At 39.2% G+C, this 18,329-nt stretch carries 19 protein-coding genes; 5 read left to right on the top strand and 14 right to left on the bottom strand.

What is annotated here, in order from left to right:
* The first annotated feature begins 490 nt into the window (after nt 1–490).
* The 5 genes from BM266_RS14890 (at nt 491) to BM266_RS14870 (ending at nt 5,024) form a co-directional block, all read left to right on the top strand.
* A complete protein-coding gene (locus tag BM266_RS14890) occupies nt 491–844 on the top strand; it encodes a single-stranded DNA-binding protein (RefSeq protein WP_093411101.1) in 354 nt (117 codons plus the stop codon).
* A gap of 71 nt (nt 845–915) precedes the next feature.
* Nucleotides 916–1,365, top strand: a complete 450-nt coding sequence (locus tag BM266_RS14885) for a JAB domain-containing protein (protein WP_093411099.1) — start codon at nt 916–918, stop codon at nt 1,363–1,365.
* Nucleotides 1,366–1,808: 443 nt separating this feature from the next.
* On the top strand, nt 1,809–2,462 hold the full coding sequence (locus BM266_RS14880; RefSeq protein WP_093411097.1) for a BfmA/BtgA family mobilization protein: 654 nt from the start codon (nt 1,809–1,811) through the stop codon (nt 2,460–2,462).
* Entirely contained in the window at nt 2,452–3,477 is a 1,026-nt protein-coding gene (mobB, locus tag BM266_RS14875) for a MobB family relaxase (RefSeq protein WP_093411095.1), read from the top strand. The genes BM266_RS14880 and mobB overlap by 11 nt, the downstream gene beginning before the upstream one ends.
* On the top strand, nt 3,477–5,024 hold the full coding sequence (locus tag BM266_RS14870; RefSeq protein ID WP_245760465.1) for a type IV secretory system conjugative DNA transfer family protein: 1,548 nt from the start codon (nt 3,477–3,479) through the stop codon (nt 5,022–5,024). The genes mobB and BM266_RS14870 overlap by 1 nt, the downstream gene beginning before the upstream one ends.
* Here BM266_RS14870 and BM266_RS14865 read toward each other — a convergent pair.
* From BM266_RS14865 to BM266_RS14795, 14 genes are all read right to left on the bottom strand, one after another.
* Nucleotides 5,017–5,811: a DUF4138 domain-containing protein gene (locus BM266_RS14865; protein WP_093411093.1), complete on the bottom strand. Its 795-nt coding sequence runs from the start codon at nt 5,809–5,811 to the stop codon at nt 5,017–5,019. The two genes, BM266_RS14870 and BM266_RS14865, sit on opposite strands and share 8 nt — an antisense overlap.
* Nucleotides 5,808–6,674, bottom strand: a complete 867-nt coding sequence (traM, locus tag BM266_RS14860; RefSeq protein WP_093411091.1) for a conjugative transposon protein TraM — start codon at nt 6,672–6,674, stop codon at nt 5,808–5,810. The genes BM266_RS14865 and traM overlap by 4 nt, the downstream gene beginning before the upstream one ends.
* Nucleotides 6,671–7,276 (bottom strand): conjugal transfer protein TraK, encoded by a 606-nt coding sequence (locus BM266_RS14855; RefSeq protein ID WP_093411089.1) that lies wholly within the window; start codon nt 7,274–7,276, stop codon nt 6,671–6,673. Before BM266_RS14855 ends, traM begins: the two co-directional genes overlap by 4 nt.
* A 4-nt stretch (nt 7,277–7,280) precedes the next feature.
* Nucleotides 7,281–8,099 carry a hypothetical protein gene (locus BM266_RS14850; protein ID WP_093411087.1) on the bottom strand — a complete coding sequence of 273 codons (819 nt, stop codon included), beginning with the start codon at nt 8,097–8,099 and terminating at the stop codon, nt 7,281–7,283.
* Nucleotide 8,100: 1 nt separating this feature from the next.
* Entirely contained in the window at nt 8,101–8,670 is a 570-nt protein-coding gene (locus BM266_RS14845; RefSeq protein WP_093411085.1) for a conjugal transfer protein, read from the bottom strand.
* Nucleotides 8,667–11,066, bottom strand: coding sequence for a TraG family conjugative transposon ATPase (locus BM266_RS14840; protein WP_093411083.1), 2,400 nt, complete (start codon nt 11,064–11,066; stop codon nt 8,667–8,669). Before BM266_RS14840 ends, BM266_RS14845 begins: the two co-directional genes overlap by 4 nt.
* Nucleotides 11,067–11,336: 270 nt before the next feature.
* A complete protein-coding gene (locus tag BM266_RS14830; RefSeq protein WP_093411080.1) occupies nt 11,337–11,624 on the bottom strand; it encodes a hypothetical protein in 288 nt (95 codons plus the stop codon).
* A 145-nt stretch (nt 11,625–11,769) separates the two neighbouring features.
* Nucleotides 11,770–12,858, bottom strand: a complete 1,089-nt coding sequence (locus BM266_RS14825; RefSeq protein WP_093411078.1) for an endonuclease/exonuclease/phosphatase family protein — start codon at nt 12,856–12,858, stop codon at nt 11,770–11,772.
* Between the two features lie 3 nt (nt 12,859–12,861).
* Entirely contained in the window at nt 12,862–13,518 is a 657-nt protein-coding gene (locus tag BM266_RS14820) for a P-loop NTPase family protein (RefSeq protein WP_093411076.1), read from the bottom strand.
* Complete coding sequence (locus BM266_RS14815) at nt 13,502–14,140, bottom strand: hypothetical protein (RefSeq protein WP_093411075.1); 639 nt, start codon at nt 14,138–14,140, stop codon at nt 13,502–13,504. Before BM266_RS14815 ends, BM266_RS14820 begins: the two co-directional genes overlap by 17 nt.
* Before the next feature lies 1 nt (nt 14,141).
* Entirely contained in the window at nt 14,142–14,420 is a 279-nt protein-coding gene (locus tag BM266_RS14810) for a helix-turn-helix domain-containing protein (protein WP_093411073.1), read from the bottom strand.
* 265 nt (nt 14,421–14,685) lie between these two features.
* Entirely contained in the window at nt 14,686–15,579 is an 894-nt protein-coding gene (locus BM266_RS14805; protein WP_245760464.1) for an RteC domain-containing protein, read from the bottom strand.
* 15 nt (nt 15,580–15,594) lie between these two features.
* Nucleotides 15,595–17,973, bottom strand: a complete 2,379-nt coding sequence (locus tag BM266_RS14800) for an aminotransferase class I/II-fold pyridoxal phosphate-dependent enzyme (RefSeq protein WP_093411069.1) — start codon at nt 17,971–17,973, stop codon at nt 15,595–15,597.
* A gap of 95 nt (nt 17,974–18,068) precedes the next feature.
* On the bottom strand, nt 18,069–18,329 hold a 261-nt coding region (locus tag BM266_RS14795; protein WP_175494818.1), incomplete at its 5' end, for an ATP-binding protein.

The raw sequence follows: 18,329 nt of genomic DNA, 5'->3' as shown, positions 1-18,329 counted from the left end.
AGAACCGGACACAAGTAAAAAACCGCCACCTCCCACTCCGCTTCTTCCACACAAATGGCGGAAACGCTTCATTCCCGGTTCTGGTTTTCCACTTAAGTCCTTAAAAGGATTTTCATTATTAAATTAATTCCGCTTACTGTTCCATCTGTATTCTTCCATTTTCATTAGAATCTCCCTTGGCCTCCACTGCCACTACCTTTTTCTGTAATGCAAAATACCAAGATTTAGAAGTTAGTCCGGACTGCATAAAGCCGGTCCCTACGCTCCCTATATATAAGTCCTCCCTAATTCTAAATCTTGAAAGTGTATCAGCATCAAAAAAAGGTAACAGTGAAGGCGCTACGGGAAGTAAATCTAAATACTGAAAAATGAAATCATACAAAATCCACAAAAAGGAAGCGGAATTAAAAAAATCAAAAAAAGGAAAACGCTCAGGATACAATAAGTAAATCAGTTAAAAATCAATTATAAACCTTTAAATCTTTTAGTTATGAAAACGCTTAGAAACACAGTACAATTAATTGGACATGTAGGGGAAGATCCTAAATCTCACAGGTTTGAAAATGGCATGTTGGTTACCCGATTTTCTCTGGCAACCAATGAACAATTTTTTAAAGATGGTGAGAAAGTTCAGGAAACGCAATGGCACCAACTTGTGGCCTGGGCTAAGCAGGCAGAACTTGCAAATAAGTATATCTCTAAAGGAAAAGAAATCGCCATCAAAGGCAAACTAACTTACCGCTCTTATGAAAATGAGGCCGGAGAGAAACAATACATCACCGAAATATTGGTGCATGAGATCCTTTTATTGGGAACCTCAGTTGTTAAACAAGAAACTATCTAATTAAAAGCAAAGAGGGCGTCTCCGATGAAAGTTCCGCCCTCTTTCATTATCAACCCTTAAATAAGATTGTAATGGAAATCAAAGTTAATGAAATCGCAATTAGGTATAGCGGAAGTATTAAGACAAAATTACTTCCTAAAATATCTTCTTCCCGGGATGCCTCAGCCATGCTGTTTGAGCACTGGGATAAAAACAATATTGAACTCTACGAAAGTTTTAAAATGCTGCTACTTAATAATTCCAATAAGGTAAAAGGTATTTATACGCTCTCTACGGGAGGTATCACTGGAACCTTAATAGATATTAGGATTGTATTCGCAGTAGTCCTTAAAACAGTTAGCACAGCTATAATCCTCGCCCATAACCATCCCTCGGGAACACTGCAACCCAGCCAACCTGATAAACTACTTACTGAAAAGATTAAAAAAGCCGGGGAACTTTTTGACATTAAGGTACTGGATCACTTGATCCTGACTCCTGATGGGGATTACTTCAGTTTTGCCGATGAAGGATTGATTTAATTATTTATCTTACATCCATTAAGTTAAGTAAATTTAGTTTGTTTTTTAAGCCCTGAATGCTATCAGGGCTTTTTTTATACCCTTTTCCAAAGAATTTTATTCCATATTTCTTATCTTTAAAAATACATTGTTCGCTTTATGACTTTCCGCGAATAATTCCAATTTGACTTTCTACACTATAGAGGTGACTACCTCAACTTAATTAACTGATTTTAAAATCAGGGCTGTGATTTTTTGTGCTGCGCACAAAAAGGAAAAGCAAGAGGGTAACGCGCTAAAGCGTCGTTATTATTATTATCCGAATCTAATGCCTTGTTTTACAGTTGTTTGTAATTAATAATTTTAATTTAAAATATTATAGTTCCGGTAAATATTAAGGTAAGCTTTACGTGGAGCCCTTTAAAACAGCGGATTCCTTCAAAGAATATATTAATAAATAATTTATGAATTCCTACATCAGCATAAGTCTTAAAATAGAAACTGCAAAGAAATTTAAAGAATTTGCTAAAACCCATGAGTGCTCCTATTCAGAACTCCTGGATCATATGATACAATTTTTTATTGGTCATCAACTGTCCCCATTAGCTGATTTTGATGAATCCTTATCCGCAAGAGAAGAAAAACTATTAAAGCGCATTAATAACGCGATAAGTATTATCAGAAATATTGAAAAAACCCAAACTCAACCCACCCTGGCAATTCTCGAAACACTGATGGTTCAGGGGCCACCGAAGAACGCTGTGTCATCTTATAAACTTGGGGATACCACTGTTTCGAATATCCCGGAACAACAGGACAGCTCAGTGAGTAGTAATAATCACATAAAAACCTCTCCCGAATCAATCCCTGAAAAGAAAAACTTTAAGAGAAGTAATAAAAATCAAAATTCAAAGATCCCTCCCATACCCCATACCAATCCCCAAAAAGAAGTGGAATTATTTAATAAGGAGGAGTTGAAGGGTATCCTTGATTATCTGGTCTCCAGGGTAAAAACAAAAAATCCGGTCTTTGGTAAAAATGAACTCATATTGGATATCACAAGAGAAGAGTTCCGTCGCATTGAAATAAAAATAAAAAGCATTCCCGATGTACATTAGTATTAGCCCTCAGAAACTAGGTGACCACTACGGCTCAAGCGCTAAGGATTTTATAAGCTATCTGGAAAAAGAAAATTCAGGGAAATCCCTGGATCAAAAAACCTATTTTTTTAATCATCAGGAGCATCAAATAACGGATAAGGAAGTGGTTAAGAAAATTGATGCGAACACTGCCAAACTGGGTAAAAAAATACCTAAATACTATTCGGTCACGCTGAATCCCAGCCAACGGGAATTAAGACACATTAAGGAGAATCCGGAAAAACTTAAACTTCTTACCAGAAAAATTATGGAGGACTACGCCCGGTGTTTCAACCGGGAAATTGATGGAAGACCTGTTTCGGTATCCGATATTATTTATTTTGCGAAAATTGAACATACACGGTTCTATTCCGAAAAAGACCTCCAGGTCAGAGAGAACATGCCCTATCTCAAACGAATTGCCAAACTAAAGCATGACCTGGTAAAAATTCAAAAAGGGGAACTACAGGAATCAATGTCTAAAGCCAATGCACTTATCCGGAAGGAAATCAACAATGCACCTCACAAGCTAAATGGATCCCTAATAGACGTAGGTGTGCAGAAACCTGGACCACAATCCCATATTCATATTATCGTTAGCAGGAAGGATGCCACTAATAGATATAGCCTTTCCCCTGGAAGTAAGTATAAAAATTCTACTACCATGCTAAATGGAAAAAAAGTCCATCGCGGCTTTAACAGAGATCTCTTTTATAAAAAGGCTGAACTGCAATTCGATAAGCTTTTTGCCTATAACAGAAACTATGTGGAAAGCTACACCGCCAGAAAGACCTTGCAAAAGAATCCTGCTACCTATTACCGACATATGATGGGTCTTCCGCTTACTGAAAGAAAACTTGCTTTTAAACTTATGCAACAGGCTGGTCTAATTCCCAAAGTTGCCAATATAAGTCCTGCTCAGGCTAACCGCCTTCTCAAAATTTTCAAACGTGCTGCTGACCTGGCCATAAAATCTTCATCTATTCAATACTAATGCTGGAATCCTATTACATATGGATGATCTTTCACCTTTCGCTGAGCTTTCTACTTGGGCTGGTAATTTATTTCTCTAAACAGGGGTTTTGGATAAATGTTCTTCTTATTTCATATATATGCTGGATTCTGTTCGGATACCTTCCCCAGCAAGTGAGCATTTATGAACTCTTACTCAAAATAACCCTACCTGCTTCAGGCATCAATATCCTGCTTTTCGCTTTTCTGCCCGAACCTCATCCCCACGTAACGGACCATACCTTCTGCTTGAAACTCAATTTGAAAAACAGAAAATTAAAATTGGAGAATATCAGAAAAGGGATCTCTGTTATCGGCGCTGCAGGGAGCGGAAAAACCCAATCGGTAGTCTTCAATACCCTGGAACATTTCAGGAAACATTCCTTTTCAGGGCTAATCCATGATTATAAAGATTTTGAACTCACTGAACTGGCCTATCCCCTGTTTAAAGATGGAGATCTTCCTTTTTACATTATCTCCTTCGACCAATGTGTTCATCGGGTAAATCCTATTGCTCCCAGGTATATGATAGACCAGGAGAGTATTAATGAAATGGCCCGGGTCCTACTGGTGAATTTAACCGAACAAAGAGACGTGGTGGCCTCTGGAACCCTCAGGTTTTTTCATGATGTAGCTGAAGGAATAATCGCTGGATTGATCTGGAAAATTAAAACCGAAGATCCTCTTAATTGTAGTCTCCCCTACCTGATCAATTGTTACCAGGCCATGGATAATCAAAGCCTTGCCGAATATCTTAGTTCCGATCCTGTTTCACGCAACATGGCTGCAGCCTACCTTAATGGACTGGAATCTGAACGCCAAACTGCGGCTGCCAGAAGTACCTTGTCCAATGCCTTTAAAAAAATTACCTCAAATCGGATTTTCGATGTGCTTTCAAAAGATGAAATACCACTGGATATTAATAACCCGGATAATCCTGCAGTGGTCTGTATTGTGAATAACCCGAAATTTGAAACGGCCTACACGCCGGTAATTTCTTCAATTATACATACTATAATCAAACAAATGAGTGTAAGGGACCGCTGTCCTTCCTTTCTTCTAATGGAAGAAGCACCTACGATAAGATTATTACATATGCATCGGGTTCCGGCAACCTTGCGGAGTTTTAATATTTGTACGGTCTATGTAATGCAGGATCGCTCGCAAATAGATCTGGTCTATGGGGAAAAGGCCAGCAGAGCGATTATGAGTAACTTATCGTATCAGTTCTTTGGAAAGGTAAATGACCCGGATACCGCTAAATACTTCGAACGCTTCTTTGAATTGATCCAAAAAGATAGCATTAGTATAAGTGAAGGACAAAATCTCGATTTTGATGCCAGAATTACCCGAAGTAAAAGAGAGGTAGCCCAATTAAGGGCCGACCTGTTTTTTAGACTCCAACCAGGGGAGTTCGTTTGCTATGCTGACGGAAAAGCCTATCCCATAGTTTTTGAAAACTCAAAGATTATACGGGAATTACCAAAATTATCTTTAGGAAAGATAAGCTCACTGGAATCCCCTATTTAAATAGTGCTCGCCTTATTTTTAACCTGACGTTCCTGGAAGTAGTTTTTTCCTGGATTTGCACGGATATCCGCTCGCTATTACCGGGAATATATTTGGGTAATATTACTGCAAATCGCTCTTTCTGACCACTAAGAACTGTTTTATCAACTTTAGAAATATACAAAGGATCCAGCGTCACCTTTTGATAGGAGGCTTTCTTCCTTTTATTTCCTAACTCTGAAAATAGCCTGAGTTTTCCGGGTTCAAATATTATCCCGGATTTGTTTTCAAGCTCCAGGATTAAAATTAAATAATCGCTGTAATACAGCACTTTGTTTATTCCTAACCGAATATCATTCGATGTTCGGGATTGCAAGGTTTTATATTCAGGTTTAAGCAAGTGGGTTGCCATATATTCAAATTTCGGATCTTTGAATTTCACCTTCACTTCTTTTTTTATAATGGTATCTTTTGCTTTTAATGTTTTTCCGGAATTTGCTTCGATAAAATAATTCCAGGCTTGAAGACTGTTTGCATATTTCAGATGAAATGTGTATAACCTATTATCGGTTGTTATGACAATCAGGTTACTATCCATCCCCGGCTGAGCCTTTAAAAGCCCCACACGCTGCGGCTTCTCCGGGCTATAACCAAATGCAAAATTATCGTTTCCAACAATCGCCTGTCGAATGGGTTCGGGAAATACCACAGCCACATTTTCGCTGTTATTTCCAAAGAGTTTAGGATATTCCTGGGCATTCATATTAGTTGTGAGAAAAAATGCCCATAAAGCTAATAGCGTTTTCATATTTTAGATTTTAATAGCAGTTGATAATTGTTTAGAACAAGTACTTTTATGTTACGATTACTACGCCTGAAGAGATTCTTCAGGCCTCTGACCTGCGGAATGCCACTGATATTGATGTCATCCACCATATCCCCGATAAGCTCATTGGAAGCTTCAGCCCGGAAGCTGTTTTCGATATAGATACCCTTTTGCTTGTCCTGAAGATCAAAGGCTTCCAGACTCACCTCTATATCCCCGATCCTATCTACCGATAGCATTACTCTGTTTTGCTGCATGGAAACCTGGCCATATACCAGCGTGTTTTTTACAATTTTTTGATTCTCTATTACGGTATCCGCTAATAACTCAAGAACGACCCGCATTCCTGATTTTAAAACCTGATCTCCATACACCCGACATTTCAGGGTCATCGTATCTTGCTTTTCCTCTACGCCGGAATTGAGAAAAAATTCCGTGTGATTCCATCCAGGTTCCAGTTGTTCCTCTTCCTTTTCTGTTTCCCCCGTTTTTAAGGTGGCAAGGGAGTCTATGGAGGGACTTTGGATGACTTCCGTTATGCTATCCTGCGTCCAGTATTCCAAATTATCTTCCTGATATTCCTCACCAGCCCGGGACAATTCTTCTTCAGCCCAGGGCTCATACAATTCCGGAATTTGTCGCTCTTTTTCAGGTTGTATGTCTTCAATGGCCTCCAGCTTAGAGTCATACTCCTTCTTGGTGACCTCTATGGATGGCAGCATCGGGTTTTTTATAGTATACCCCTGCTCTTCTTCTCCAAAAACATATAAGGAGTAAAGCACGATAAAGCCCACCACGCAAACAATGACTCCTCCAAACACAATTTTTCTTTTATCTATTTTCATTGGTCTATTTTTATTAATTGCTGTTCGTAATAATCAGTGATCAAAAGGCCATGGGGATTTTCAGGGAATTTTCTGGCTACCTTTATCAGCTGACCGGTTACCCTTAAATTATACCGGTCGCTTACCTCTCCCCGGGTGATCTTTAAGATAACCTCTGCCGTAAAATGAATTTTATCACCCTGGATCCTTACATTAAAATCCGAGCGTTCAATTTTCTGAAGCAAAGAATACTGGAGAATCCTGTTGTAAACACCATCCTCCTTTTTTTGCTTATATAATTGATCCACCGATTGGTCCCCAAGCCATAAAGCTTTACTAAGACGATCCCTGTAGTTTATACTGTTTAGCTCATAGAAAAAGAAAAGAAATCGTTCCAGGTGAGCCCGGGATTCAACTTCTAAATATTCCTTATGATATACCTCCTTTAAAGGAAATACGGAGCCCTGAGGATCGATCACAAAGGCTTTATCAAGTGATTCCTCATGAATTCTCCTGACCTGATAAATAGAGAAAATGGAAATTACAGCGGCAAAGCCGATAATACTGATCGTTATAATTCGGTTGATCCTTAAGCTCTCAAAAATGTTTTTATACGGTAACATAGCATCAGTTATTGAAAAGTTTAAAAGTGAAAGAAATCGCTCTTTTATATAATTTGAATTTCAACAGGACAATGAAAGCGATAGAGCCCAATTCCACAACAGGTTCAAGCACTCCGGGATCACCACCGGTTAAATTTGGCCAGAATTCAGCATTGATCGCCTTGTACAGATTATTAATGAATATATTAACCAGGAAAAATGCCGGTACGATCATATATACCGCTGCATATATTTTGAAGAAGTTATAACCGGTTTGCCGGAATTTCTCAAATACTGCAAGGCTCATTATAAGTGGAAAAAACACCTGCATTAAACCCAATATGAAAAATCGCTCTGCTAGAAATAATGGGTAAATAAAGAGATCCAGTATCCAAAGAAATAAGCTGATTATAAAGGCAATGACCTTCATGGGATAAAACGGCGTCACCAGATATTCATATAACATGCCTAAGGCCTTCCCTCCGGCTTCCAGAAAACCGGTATCCTGTTCGATTTCGATATCCTGTAATTGTAATGGAACCAGCGCAGGAGCAGTATCTACAAACTCAGTTTCGATAGCAACCAATAGCTGGTCAAAGGCTGAAAGAATTTGCGTGGAATAAATTACCAAAAGAACAATAACAAGGTTCTTTATCAGGTCGGCCGGAGATAGTCCCCAGGTATATCCCCTCCGGTCTGCCGCGCCCTCCACATACTTCATAATAATATTGACGAGAAAGAGTAGTACGGCAAAGACTTTTACCCCGGTAATAGTGTACCGGGAGAATTCCGCTTCCTTGATTGTGGTGAAGATCGCGTCGATGTATTCCAGGCTGAGATCCATCCTAATAACCGGTTTCTCGTTGATTGATTTTCTGGTGGAGCTTCCTGAATTCTATGACCTGCTCATACCTTCGTTTCTTACGCTGCAATTCATCTACCATTTGACGGGACCTCTGCTTTTGTTCTTCCAAAAGAAGAATCCGCTCCGAATCTGTCATATTTAAAAAATTGCTGGTTAGTATTCCCTGCATAAAATTCAGATCCTCCAGGGCTATGTCGACCAAACTATTAAAGGAATCCGATATCGTATTGATCTCCTCGGCTTTAATGAATGGGGAATTAATAATTTCCCTCAGATCATTTTGTACCATCTCAAATAGTTTTTGATTATTCTGAGTGATCTCTCTTACCATTTTGAGCTGCTTCAATACGGAATTAACCTGCTCGATCTTCTCTTTCTGTTCCTTTAGAAATTTGACAGTCTTTAGAAGCTCTGAAGTCTGCTTGGCTGATTCTATCAGGGATTTGCCCAGAGCAATGAAATTAGTGTTATCGTACACGGGCATCCCCTGTGACCGCATGCCAGTACTTGCAAGGATCACAATTAAAATAAAACTGAGAATTGTTTTCATGAGTGTTGATTTAAAAATTGTTGAATGGCTTTCTCCATATTTCCGCATTGCTTATGGAGTTCTAATATTTGCTGGTTGTGCTTGCCGTCGGTGAGATAGGCAGCATATACTTCGGGAGGAACTTCAAGACGATAGATGTTGCTTTCACTTCCTATTTTAATGAAGATTTCGGTATATTTCCTGGGACCCCTGAAATTGTTTCGAATGGATTTCAGCAGATGATGATCATGATTACTAAGATGTAATCTCCGGCATAATTGGTCATAGCCTTTCTCATTTCTGAGACTGTAAATTATTTGTGTATTCTCAAGTATACTGGCCGATACTGAACCCTCTGGTAATTGATTAATAGATTGTAGTACTATGCCTATGGCACCGTTTTGTTTGCGTATAGCCTGGTAATAAAACTCTACACTTTCCAGGACATTACCGAATTTCAACTGCTTGGCAAATTCATCAAATAAGATTACTCCGCGTTCCTCCGGATTTCTCCAAATGCTTTTTTGTACCGCAGTTTTAATAAGCTTAAGCATTACAGAAAGGATCTCCTGATTATCTTTCACCTCATCCAGTTCAAAAATGATGAATCGCTTATCTGCCAGTTTAAACAACTCCTGCTGCTCTCCCTTCGCAAACAAAAAACTATATAATCCGTCTCCGGTATACTCGGATAACTGAAGGATAAACTGTTCCAGGTTCAACCGATGATCAGCCGGACCGGATAAAGAATGATCCTTCTTTGTGGCTAGAAGATATTTATAGAATTCCTCCAGATCCGGTGCAGTACATTCCGTATAGAATTCCTGCAGGATCTTCTTGAGTAAGACCTTATGAGATTTGGATACCGGTCTTTGCCAGGCCGTTAATTCAAATAGAAAATCAGCTAATTCCTCCAACTGATCGGGAGTAGGTTCGCTTTGTCCAAAATAAAAGGGATTTATACCTAAAGCCTGGCCCTCCTGATATCTAATTATGATATAGTCTTCCGGATACAACCTGGCGAGCTTTCCATAGGAGCCTCCAAGATCAATAATGACCAGGCGGGTACCTGCCTCATATAATTGCCTTATAATATTATTTGCTAAAAAAGACTTTCCCTCCCCGGTAGGAGCAAAAATTGCAAAGTTCCGTGCTTTTATTCGCTTCTTGTCTTCATCCCAGACATCCTTGAGAATAGGGATGTTCTGAAGACGATCATTGAAATATATGCCCGTAGGATCGACCTTATAATTACCGGAGTTCAAATACAGGCATAGACAGTGCTTTAGATCGGTTACATAAAAGTCCTCCCCTTCCAAAGAATTGAGGTTCCCGGGATACCCGGTAATGAAGTATCGCAGATTCTCTGATGGGCCAGGAAGATAGGCTTCAATATCTAATTCCCTAAATACACTATTTATCTGTGATATGTTTTGTTGAAGGGCCTGCTGGGTATCTTCCCAGAGTATAACCTGCATATGGCCCCTGACAATCCGCGCCTGTTCATCCCGGTTGATCTTCTGCAGGAGCTCTTCTACTCTTTCCAGATTGACCTGGTTTATACTCCCAAAGCGGACACTTTTCTTCAGGGCCTCCCGCCCACTTTCTAAAGTCTTTATCCAGGCCCTGTTAGAATCCAGAAATATGCTTTGAACAACCATATGATCGAAAAAGGCCTTTAACCCAACACCATCTAAAAAGCCCTGTGGAAAGGAAAATTCATTAGTGCTGAACTCGGAATTAGCTTTTTGCGTTTTCACTGCAGCCTTAAAACATCTTTCGTTATTTATAATTAAGGACCTTAGCCTTTTTTGACCCACGCTGAGAGAATCCGCTCCTGGTTCTACATCCGTAGCATTCAGCTGAAATAAATTAAAATAACCGCTTGTAAAGGACTTCCAATCATCAGATGAGAATGAAATAAGTTTAATTTTTCCCGAGTTATTAAGAAATAATTCGCAATCTGATATCCTCCCCCTAAAACCTTTGGCAATCCCTTCCAGGTTTTCAACTTCCTTTTCCGATATGGTCCTGAATGGATTTTTCCATCGATCAATTGGAGATTGTCCGGGTCTGGGTTGAATAAAAAACAGGTAACTGGTTTGCTTTAAATATTCCCGCCCAGTGAAATAATTTCTTGTAGCCCTGGAGAGATAAGTGGTAGGCTTTTCGTGATGCTTAAACTGGAAGGGAATCCTTTCGAATCTATCTATGCGCTGAATAATTATTCCCGGCTGGAAATTCTTGAACGCCTGAAACCAGGTTTCAAATAGTTCCTCAAAATTCTTTTCGTCCAACCCAAATATCCCGGGAAGCTCCAGCTGATAGCCCATCATAAGATTTCCATTGGAAGCGATAGCGAAATTTCCATCTACATAACACAATGGAGGATGAGCGTTTAAATTAATCTTCCTCATAATAAATAGGTGTTATGTTTTTACCGGAATAAATTCTTTTTCCTTTCGGTAGTAACCCCTTTAGACCGGGGTTATTTAAAAAGTACCTTAAGAGCAGGTAAAGCCCGCTGTTTACTATGGGCAAAATTGCCAGAAGACTTAAACTGAAAGAAAAAATTAGCATTAATAAACTTAGTAGAATGGCTAGCATCTGAACAGCAAAAAGATTTACTGTTAATCCAAAGATCAATGCCTTCTGGCGGATATGCCTGTATATTTCAAAAGCTGCCATTATACAACAATTCCTATTAGATAGGTGAAAATGCCAACTACTGCTCCGGCTATTAACACAAAGACTAAAACGCGGGTAATCCCTTTTTTTAGATCACTGTTTTCTCCGAAAAAATGACCGGCATTGAAAAGGAAACCTACCAGGAATATAACCCCCAGGATTACTGGGAAAACAGCCCTTACGGTATCAGCCATATCGGCTACTGAATTCTCTATCCCACCAATTTGTGCAAATAGTGGGATAGAGCTCAGGGACAAAAAAAGTGTGAGGTAGAATGATTTCTTCATCAGATTTAAATTTTTGGTTCTGAGAAGAAATTTATTCGATTATGAAATCAGTATTGTAGATATAAGGTGGCTTTAACGCAAGAGCGACCTTATTTTTATGGTTCTTATAATTTATATTAAATTTTAAGAAATTATTCCGGGACAATTACGGAATTCTCATCCATAGCAAAGGATGATTACTTGCCTGATCCTTCTCTTCCCGGATGCTATCATAGGTGAATACCCTGTTGTCTTTATTATAAATGGCTTTTCTATTTATTCCAGATGCCTCCATTCGGGAAAAACATTTTGAGTTCACTATGGCATACATGCTTTGCCGCAAATTCACCCCACGAGCATAGGCTCCAAGGGATTGATAATTCCCATCTCTTTCTGTCCGGAATCCCGAATGTTTAAGAATGGAAGAATACCCCCTTAATTGGGTAATGGGCTGAACGGAATCGCAGAACCTTGGAGTTTGTAAACATCCGAAAAAGATTACCGGTACCTCTGGGTTTTCCTTTTCCAGACAATTAGCTATACGCTGAGCCTGGGATTTCCGGGACCGGAAAATCTGTGATTTTTTATCATAATGTGAGGTGAAATCAGTATTGTAAATCAAAAGGGGTCCTGATGGGGTTTCCAGCTCATACCGCTGAAGATCGTTCTCAAACAATTTGAAAAAATCAGCCTTTTGATCAAGGTGAGTTTGAAAGGACCTTAAGCGAATTTGATCCTTTAAAAGCAATCCGAATCCTAAGTCCTTTTCCGTATTGGTATCAAAATGATAAACTCCGGTATATCCCTTATCCTTAAGATACGTCTCCACAAAATCCTTCAGGTTCTCCCTGTTTTCAACTTGCTGCAGAATTAATATGTCAGGAGCTTCCTCTCTGATCATTTTAACCTTGTGCTGAATTGCATCTTGACAGATAGGATAATTGTTAATTCTGATCCAACCTTGCCAATGAAAATCACTGTTAACCTCAGTTAAGCGTTCCCGATGGAAAGATTTTACAAAGAGCCGCCCTCCACGCCGCTGCATTAGTGCATAAGGCCGGGAAGCAATTTTATTGATTCCCATTAAAAATGAGAGCTCTCTTAACCGGGAGATTTGAGATTCTGATTTAGAATCTTGCCTCAGGATATTTTCAAATTCCTCCATCCATCGCTGTAATGACCAGCTCCACTCCTTCCTTACCAGGTCGATATGCCTGTAGTATATGTTTTCAATATTCCAGGTTGCTATTTTCATAATTTACATTCTTTTATCTTTGCTATCCCCTGGGAAAGCGATTAGGTTAAACATTTGTCGCATGCGACTTCTTACTCTTGAACCATACCTCTCCTCTATTTCATCGGCATTGAGGTTAGTGGTTATATGTGTTAGTGGGATCCTTGGCGGATATCGGTCATACCTGGAGATCAGAATTTCTCCGATCACATTACAATCCCTGCCGAAGAATTTTCCGGTTGGTTCCACTCCTATATCATCTAAGCAAATAGGCCCTGCGTTTCCGTAATCAGCGATTATTTTATACCCCAGGTGATTAAACGCAAATACTATATTGCGGGCCGGAATAACCTGATAGGTCTTGCGGTGAGGAATAAGATTTCTTAAGAGTTGGATCAGGGCGGTTTTTCCGCAACCCACCGGTCCCGATAAAAATATGCCCTTCCGAAGGTCCAGGCCGAGCTTTTCACATAGCTCTTTATCGGCTACGGTATAAGCGCATAAGTTAAAGACAGTGCTCTTATCTATAGGATCTAATACGAATTTCTGACCATACCGGGATTGGCCCTTCCATTCAAGATATTTTAAGATGGCTCCAAAATCATAATGAATTTTTCTATCTCTAACCCTGCCCAGGATATGAGATTTGCCATCCTCCTTAATTTCATAGAGGCTTTCCATAATTCTTATTTTTAGTGGTATAGAGGTTGTCCCGATTTTCGGACACTGCGTAGACGTTTGCATTTTTATGAAGCCAGGCTCTTACCAGTTGTTTCCAATTCTTAACCGGGGTGCCTGCTTTAGTTCTCCATCCGGCCTTTTGATAATAATCAAAAAACTTTTTGGCTTCCCGAAGGTCACTGCCCTGGGTTTCAAAATATTTTTCTAAATTTTCAAAACTTGGGCTATTGCCCTGTTTATTTGTGTTTAATAAAGGTTTATTATTGTTTATTAAAGGTACCACTGCTTGTTCATCACTTGTTTGTTGCTTGTCCGGAACTTGTCCGGAGCTAGTGCCAAAATCGAACATCCTTACCCTGCTCCCCTTTAATGGATTATGAGAGGGTGCATAATGCATATAGCCCCAATGATGCAGGTCTTTAATACATTGATGATAGGTTGTTTTAGAACCTATCTTTGCCAGATCCATTACGTCTTGTCTATGAAGAAAAAACATTCCTGGAAATCGGTGTAAATTCCAAAGATGAAGCAAGGCAAAATACAGACTTAAATGGGTGGAATTTGGTCTGGAATCCTTCCTGAACTTCTCAAAAATGGCATTTAGATGTTTTAAATAATTCATTTTAATAACTATTAGTTACACGATTCTCCTCTATGATCTTTATGATATCTTCTTTTTCATAAAGAATTATCCCCCCAACCTTACTAAAGGGCAGGGTTCCATTAACTCTTAGAGTTTGCAAAGTCCCTGTGCTTATCTTAAGCATGGATTTTACTTCCGATGATTTTAAATAAGTTTTTTTCGGGGGCTTAATTCGGTCCTGAATTAACTGACTGATCTCCTTAAGAAAATCTTCTTTAATTTCCTGGAGATCTTCCCAGGTTGCTACATGTACTGGCATAATTTGTTTTTTTTTTTAAAAAGGACCCCGCCACGGTTATATTTTTTTACGGCAGGATCCTCCGCTGGTTTGACTTTCTGATAACAAAACTGTGAAGAAGTCTGGGAAGTTTTTCGATATATCAAGCTGACTACGATTGATTTAACAAAGTGGGATTCCTATATCAATTCGAAATAATACAGTATAATTGAAAGGATAATTGCCGGTAAGACCAGTGGAAATTTAAAAGTATCTATATCAAATTAGGATTCGTAGTACGACTGGACTACCGATCCTCCTGGCACATCTTATTTTCTAAATGATCCTGAAGTTCTGTGAGGAATTTGGTGCGATTTTCTTTGCGTGCCTTTATCTCCGAATAGGTCTTGTATATATTATCGAGTTTGATGTTGAAGTAGTCTTCGAACGAGGAGGCGATCATATTAAGGTCTGCGGTTCCATGATTAAGATATCCGACGGAATATAAAGCATAGATAAGCTCAACCAGCGAGGTTTTTGATCCGGACCATTTGAGTAATGCATGTTTTTTATCAGAGAAAAGACTTTTGCTTCCGGGCTGAAGACATTGAATGGATTCCCGGATGTAGTGAATATATTTATACATAGCCTGAACTTTTGCCCAAAGCATTCCATGGCTACTGGAGAATTCAGGGTACTGATAATAATTGGGAATGGGAGTAAATGGATAATTGGAACTGTGATCCCGGGTAAAGAGTTGATGATCTATATAATTGTGATTCTGTTCCATATAGATCACAAAATCATTATTCTTTTGAAAGAATTTATTGACCTTCTTCAATTCTTTTTCCAGAAATCTTACCTGGAAACTATTCCCTGCCTTTGGTTTTAAATGTTCGCAGGATCTTACCTCAGAATAGAAAATAAGATAACTCATCGGAATTGGTTTGATGTGCTTGAAAAAATAAATCTCTTCAGTAACACTTTCAAAATCTTCCTTTTCAACCAGTTTCTTTAATTTGGAAATCGTTTTGTTACAAATCTTTATTCCTTTTTCCGCTTTTTCCAACCAACTAGAATGTTCCCCTATTGTCTGTAGAGAATTGCGAAACTTTTCAATAATTTGATCATACATATCATTATAACCTTGAAAAATTAGATAATAATGGGGCAATCGTATTTTCAAATGTTTGGTTTTCATCGGTAGAAATTACAGCTATAATGCCTGCAATGCCTCCATTTTATAATTGTCATCCATTTGAATGAAGGCCAGTTTGTGATTTAGTTCTGCACCTAATTTTTGTTTTTCGAAATTTGCGCTGAAGCCTAACTCTACTTTTTCAAATCCACCGGTTTTAGCTGCCTTCAAGGTTGCGAATAGCAATTGGCGATATAAGGCAAATTCCTGGTTAAAGCGATAATTAAGGCCTACCAGTGCAGGAATATAAGTGTTGCCATTCCTGTAATTGAACATCACACCAATAAGCTCATCTACATTGGCAGGATGATAAACCACAAGAAACTCCCAGTTTTTATTCGTGTTGAGTGTTTCGAAGAATTTGTATGGATAGTAAAAAGTATTTAGGGCAAGATTCTGATCTTTTACCTGCTGATAAAGTTTATAAGCTTGCTCCAGATCGATTGGGGTTAAAACTTCAGCGTGTTTTATTTTGATTAAATCCTGGTATTTGAGAATATCATTTTTTAGATGGCGCCTGTTGCGCTTACTTAATATTGATTTAAAGTCATCCTTCTCCCAATGCAGTTTATGAATGCAGGAATCAGGCATTTCCATTGGGATATATCCTGATTTTTTTATGAGAGCCTCAAAGTTGGAGTCATGGTCAAAATCCCTCAGGACAATTGCTTCGGCCTGAATCTTATCTTTAATATTCTCTACAGTTTTGAGAAAGACTTCCAAAAGCTTTTCCGACCCTGAATATTCCCTATCAACCCAAAGGTGGTCCCCTTCCGATACTAAAGACCCCATACATAACACCCGGGAGGTCTGATAATAATAATCTTCCGCCCTTATCCTTTCGACCTTTTGGGAAACATACTCTGGTAACAACATATCATTTTTCCAGAGGACCCCAGTGAAAAAACTTAATAATACCGGTTTATTATTATCCAGGAGCCTAATGTAATAGAAGTCCCAATTCTCCTCAGGCTTTGGATTTCCTTTAAAACTGTCTTCCAAAAGCCTTACGCCATTATAATCAAAGATCCCATTCCCTTTAAATCGTCCATCCCATTCTGATTCTGAAATTTTGTCGATACTTCGAAATAGCTCTACTTTAAAATTGCCGGTTTTTACCACTCGCTCCCCTGATTTTTTTAAACCAAAGGCACTTTTTACCGCTCCCAAACTGGTGCCGGTCTTTTCTATCGCCTCCGGATAAATGGATTCCAACGCCGTAAACAAGCGGAGAATATCCTTTTTCTTATTTTTTGAAGAAATGGTAATCCTCACGCCTGTATTTTTAACCGGAACTGCAGGGTATAGTCCCAGATTTACAAAAAAACCATGTTGCATTAATTTCCTGACCAGGTAGTAACCTGTCGCCGGAGTACCGGTCCCTATAAAGAACACCGGAGAATCATTGGAATGAACCAGAAGCAGATCAGAGGTCTTTAATAGCTTATTAAAGTATTGAATTCGCTCCTGTAATTGAAATTGCCTGGTATAGATTTCATCAGACAAATGAATTTTTGCAGCGGCGATTGCTGCCCCAACAGAAGCTGGTTCCAGTTGGGCAGAAAAGGTTAAAGGCCCACCATAATTCTTAATCTTTCGGTGGAGTTCTTTATCCGGGCAAATCAGAACGGCCCCACTGGCCCCAAAGGTTTTACTCAGGGTCCCAAAAACCAGGATGTGGTCTGGAATCTCTTTGTAGTGATCCAAAATAGCTCCTCCTCCATGAGGACCTTTCCACCCCATTCCGTGCACATCGTCATAATAAAGATGGAGCTGAGGATATTTAGTACACAGCTCGTCCAGCGCTTCAAATGGTGCATAATCCCCATACATAGAATACACCCCATCTGCCATATACCATATTTTATTAACCTTGTCTTTTAAACACTTAATTTGATGCTCTAACATATTTAGATCATTATGCCGTATCATTCTTACCGGAACATCCCGTGTTTTTAAGATCTGAGCCGCATTCTGTACGCTCCAGTGCACCTGGTGATCTAAAATTATGGCATCATTATCTCTAACGGCTGTGGGAATGACTGCCAGGTGTCCCAGGGTGCTATTCTTGGTAATTATTATGGGAGCTTTATAGATTTCCTCAATCAAAGTTTCTAATTGGGAGTAAAGAGGATGACTTATGTAGGTCTTCGAAAGTGGAAATTGTGTACCATAATTTTTTATGGCTTCTATGGCGGCTTGCTTTAATCGTGGATCATGCCCCAGCCCCAAATAACTGGTAGTCCCGAACTGAAGAAGCTTTCTCCCCTTCAAGCTAATATACCTGCCTTCAAACTCCTTATCATCGGCATGTAAATGGAGCAAACCTTCATCGGTTGCATCCTGAATAATTTCGTCTATCGTGTCAAGTGGATTATTGTGTTTGATCTTTGCCATGGTGGATGAGCCGGTCAAAGTGAACCACGTGCGCCGGATGAAAGTGAGCATAGCAAACTAAGTGCGCAAAATCGATTCTACTGTGGTTAAATTTACTATTTATTTTTAAGTTTTTTCCTCATTGATTCCCCTTTGATATCTATTCTGTGAGCCGTATGAACTAGACGATCCAATATGGCATCTGCAATAGTCTGCTCCCCAATAATCTCGTGCCAGGCCTCTACGGGTAATTGGGATGCAATGATGGTAGATTTTTTTCCGTGCCTATCTTCAATAATTTCCATAAGAGAGTGCCTGTTAATATTATCCAGACCTTTAAGTCCAAAATCGTCAAGTATGAGCAGATCCTGCTTTTC

The organism is Salegentibacter flavus (assembly GCF_900115145.1).
Taxonomy (GTDB): domain Bacteria; phylum Bacteroidota; class Bacteroidia; order Flavobacteriales; family Flavobacteriaceae; genus Salegentibacter; species Salegentibacter flavus.
Note: the sequence above shows the minus strand (reverse complement) of the source record. Positions and strands in the feature narration are given on the sequence as shown.

Bases quoted from the DNA above. Each gene is read 5' to 3' on its own strand.
- BM266_RS14890 (WP_093411101.1), top strand. From the start codon at position 491: ATGAAAACGCTTAGAAACACAGTACAATTAATTGGACATGTAGGGGAA.
- BM266_RS14885 (WP_093411099.1), top strand. From the start codon at position 916: ATGGAAATCAAAGTTAATGAAATCGCAATTAGGTATAGCGGAAGTATT.
- BM266_RS14880 (WP_093411097.1), top strand. From the start codon at position 1,809: ATGAATTCCTACATCAGCATAAGTCTTAAAATAGAAACTGCAAAGAAA.
- mobB (WP_093411095.1), top strand. From the start codon at position 2,452: ATGTACATTAGTATTAGCCCTCAGAAACTAGGTGACCACTACGGCTCA.
- BM266_RS14870 (WP_245760465.1), top strand. From the start codon at position 3,477: ATGCTGGAATCCTATTACATATGGATGATCTTTCACCTTTCGCTGAGC.
- BM266_RS14865 (WP_093411093.1), bottom strand. From the start codon at position 5,811: ATGAAAACGCTATTAGCTTTATGGGCATTTTTTCTCACAACTAATATG.
- traM (WP_093411091.1), bottom strand. From the start codon at position 6,674: ATGAAAATAGATAAAAGAAAAATTGTGTTTGGAGGAGTCATTGTTTGC.
- BM266_RS14855 (WP_093411089.1), bottom strand. From the start codon at position 7,276: ATGTTACCGTATAAAAACATTTTTGAGAGCTTAAGGATCAACCGAATT.
- BM266_RS14850 (WP_093411087.1), bottom strand. From the start codon at position 8,099: ATGGATCTCAGCCTGGAATACATCGACGCGATCTTCACCACAATCAAG.
- BM266_RS14845 (WP_093411085.1), bottom strand. From the start codon at position 8,670: ATGAAAACAATTCTCAGTTTTATTTTAATTGTGATCCTTGCAAGTACT.
- BM266_RS14840 (WP_093411083.1), bottom strand. From the start codon at position 11,066: ATGAGGAAGATTAATTTAAACGCTCATCCTCCATTGTGTTATGTAGAT.
- BM266_RS14830 (WP_093411080.1), bottom strand. From the start codon at position 11,624: ATGAAGAAATCATTCTACCTCACACTTTTTTTGTCCCTGAGCTCTATC.
- BM266_RS14825 (WP_093411078.1), bottom strand. From the start codon at position 12,858: ATGAAAATAGCAACCTGGAATATTGAAAACATATACTACAGGCATATC.
- BM266_RS14820 (WP_093411076.1), bottom strand. From the start codon at position 13,518: ATGGAAAGCCTCTATGAAATTAAGGAGGATGGCAAATCTCATATCCTG.
- BM266_RS14815 (WP_093411075.1), bottom strand. From the start codon at position 14,140: ATGAATTATTTAAAACATCTAAATGCCATTTTTGAGAAGTTCAGGAAG.
- BM266_RS14810 (WP_093411073.1), bottom strand. From the start codon at position 14,420: ATGCCAGTACATGTAGCAACCTGGGAAGATCTCCAGGAAATTAAAGAA.
- BM266_RS14805 (WP_245760464.1), bottom strand. From the start codon at position 15,579: ATGAAAACCAAACATTTGAAAATACGATTGCCCCATTATTATCTAATT.
- BM266_RS14800 (WP_093411069.1), bottom strand. From the start codon at position 17,973: ATGGCAAAGATCAAACACAATAATCCACTTGACACGATAGACGAAATT.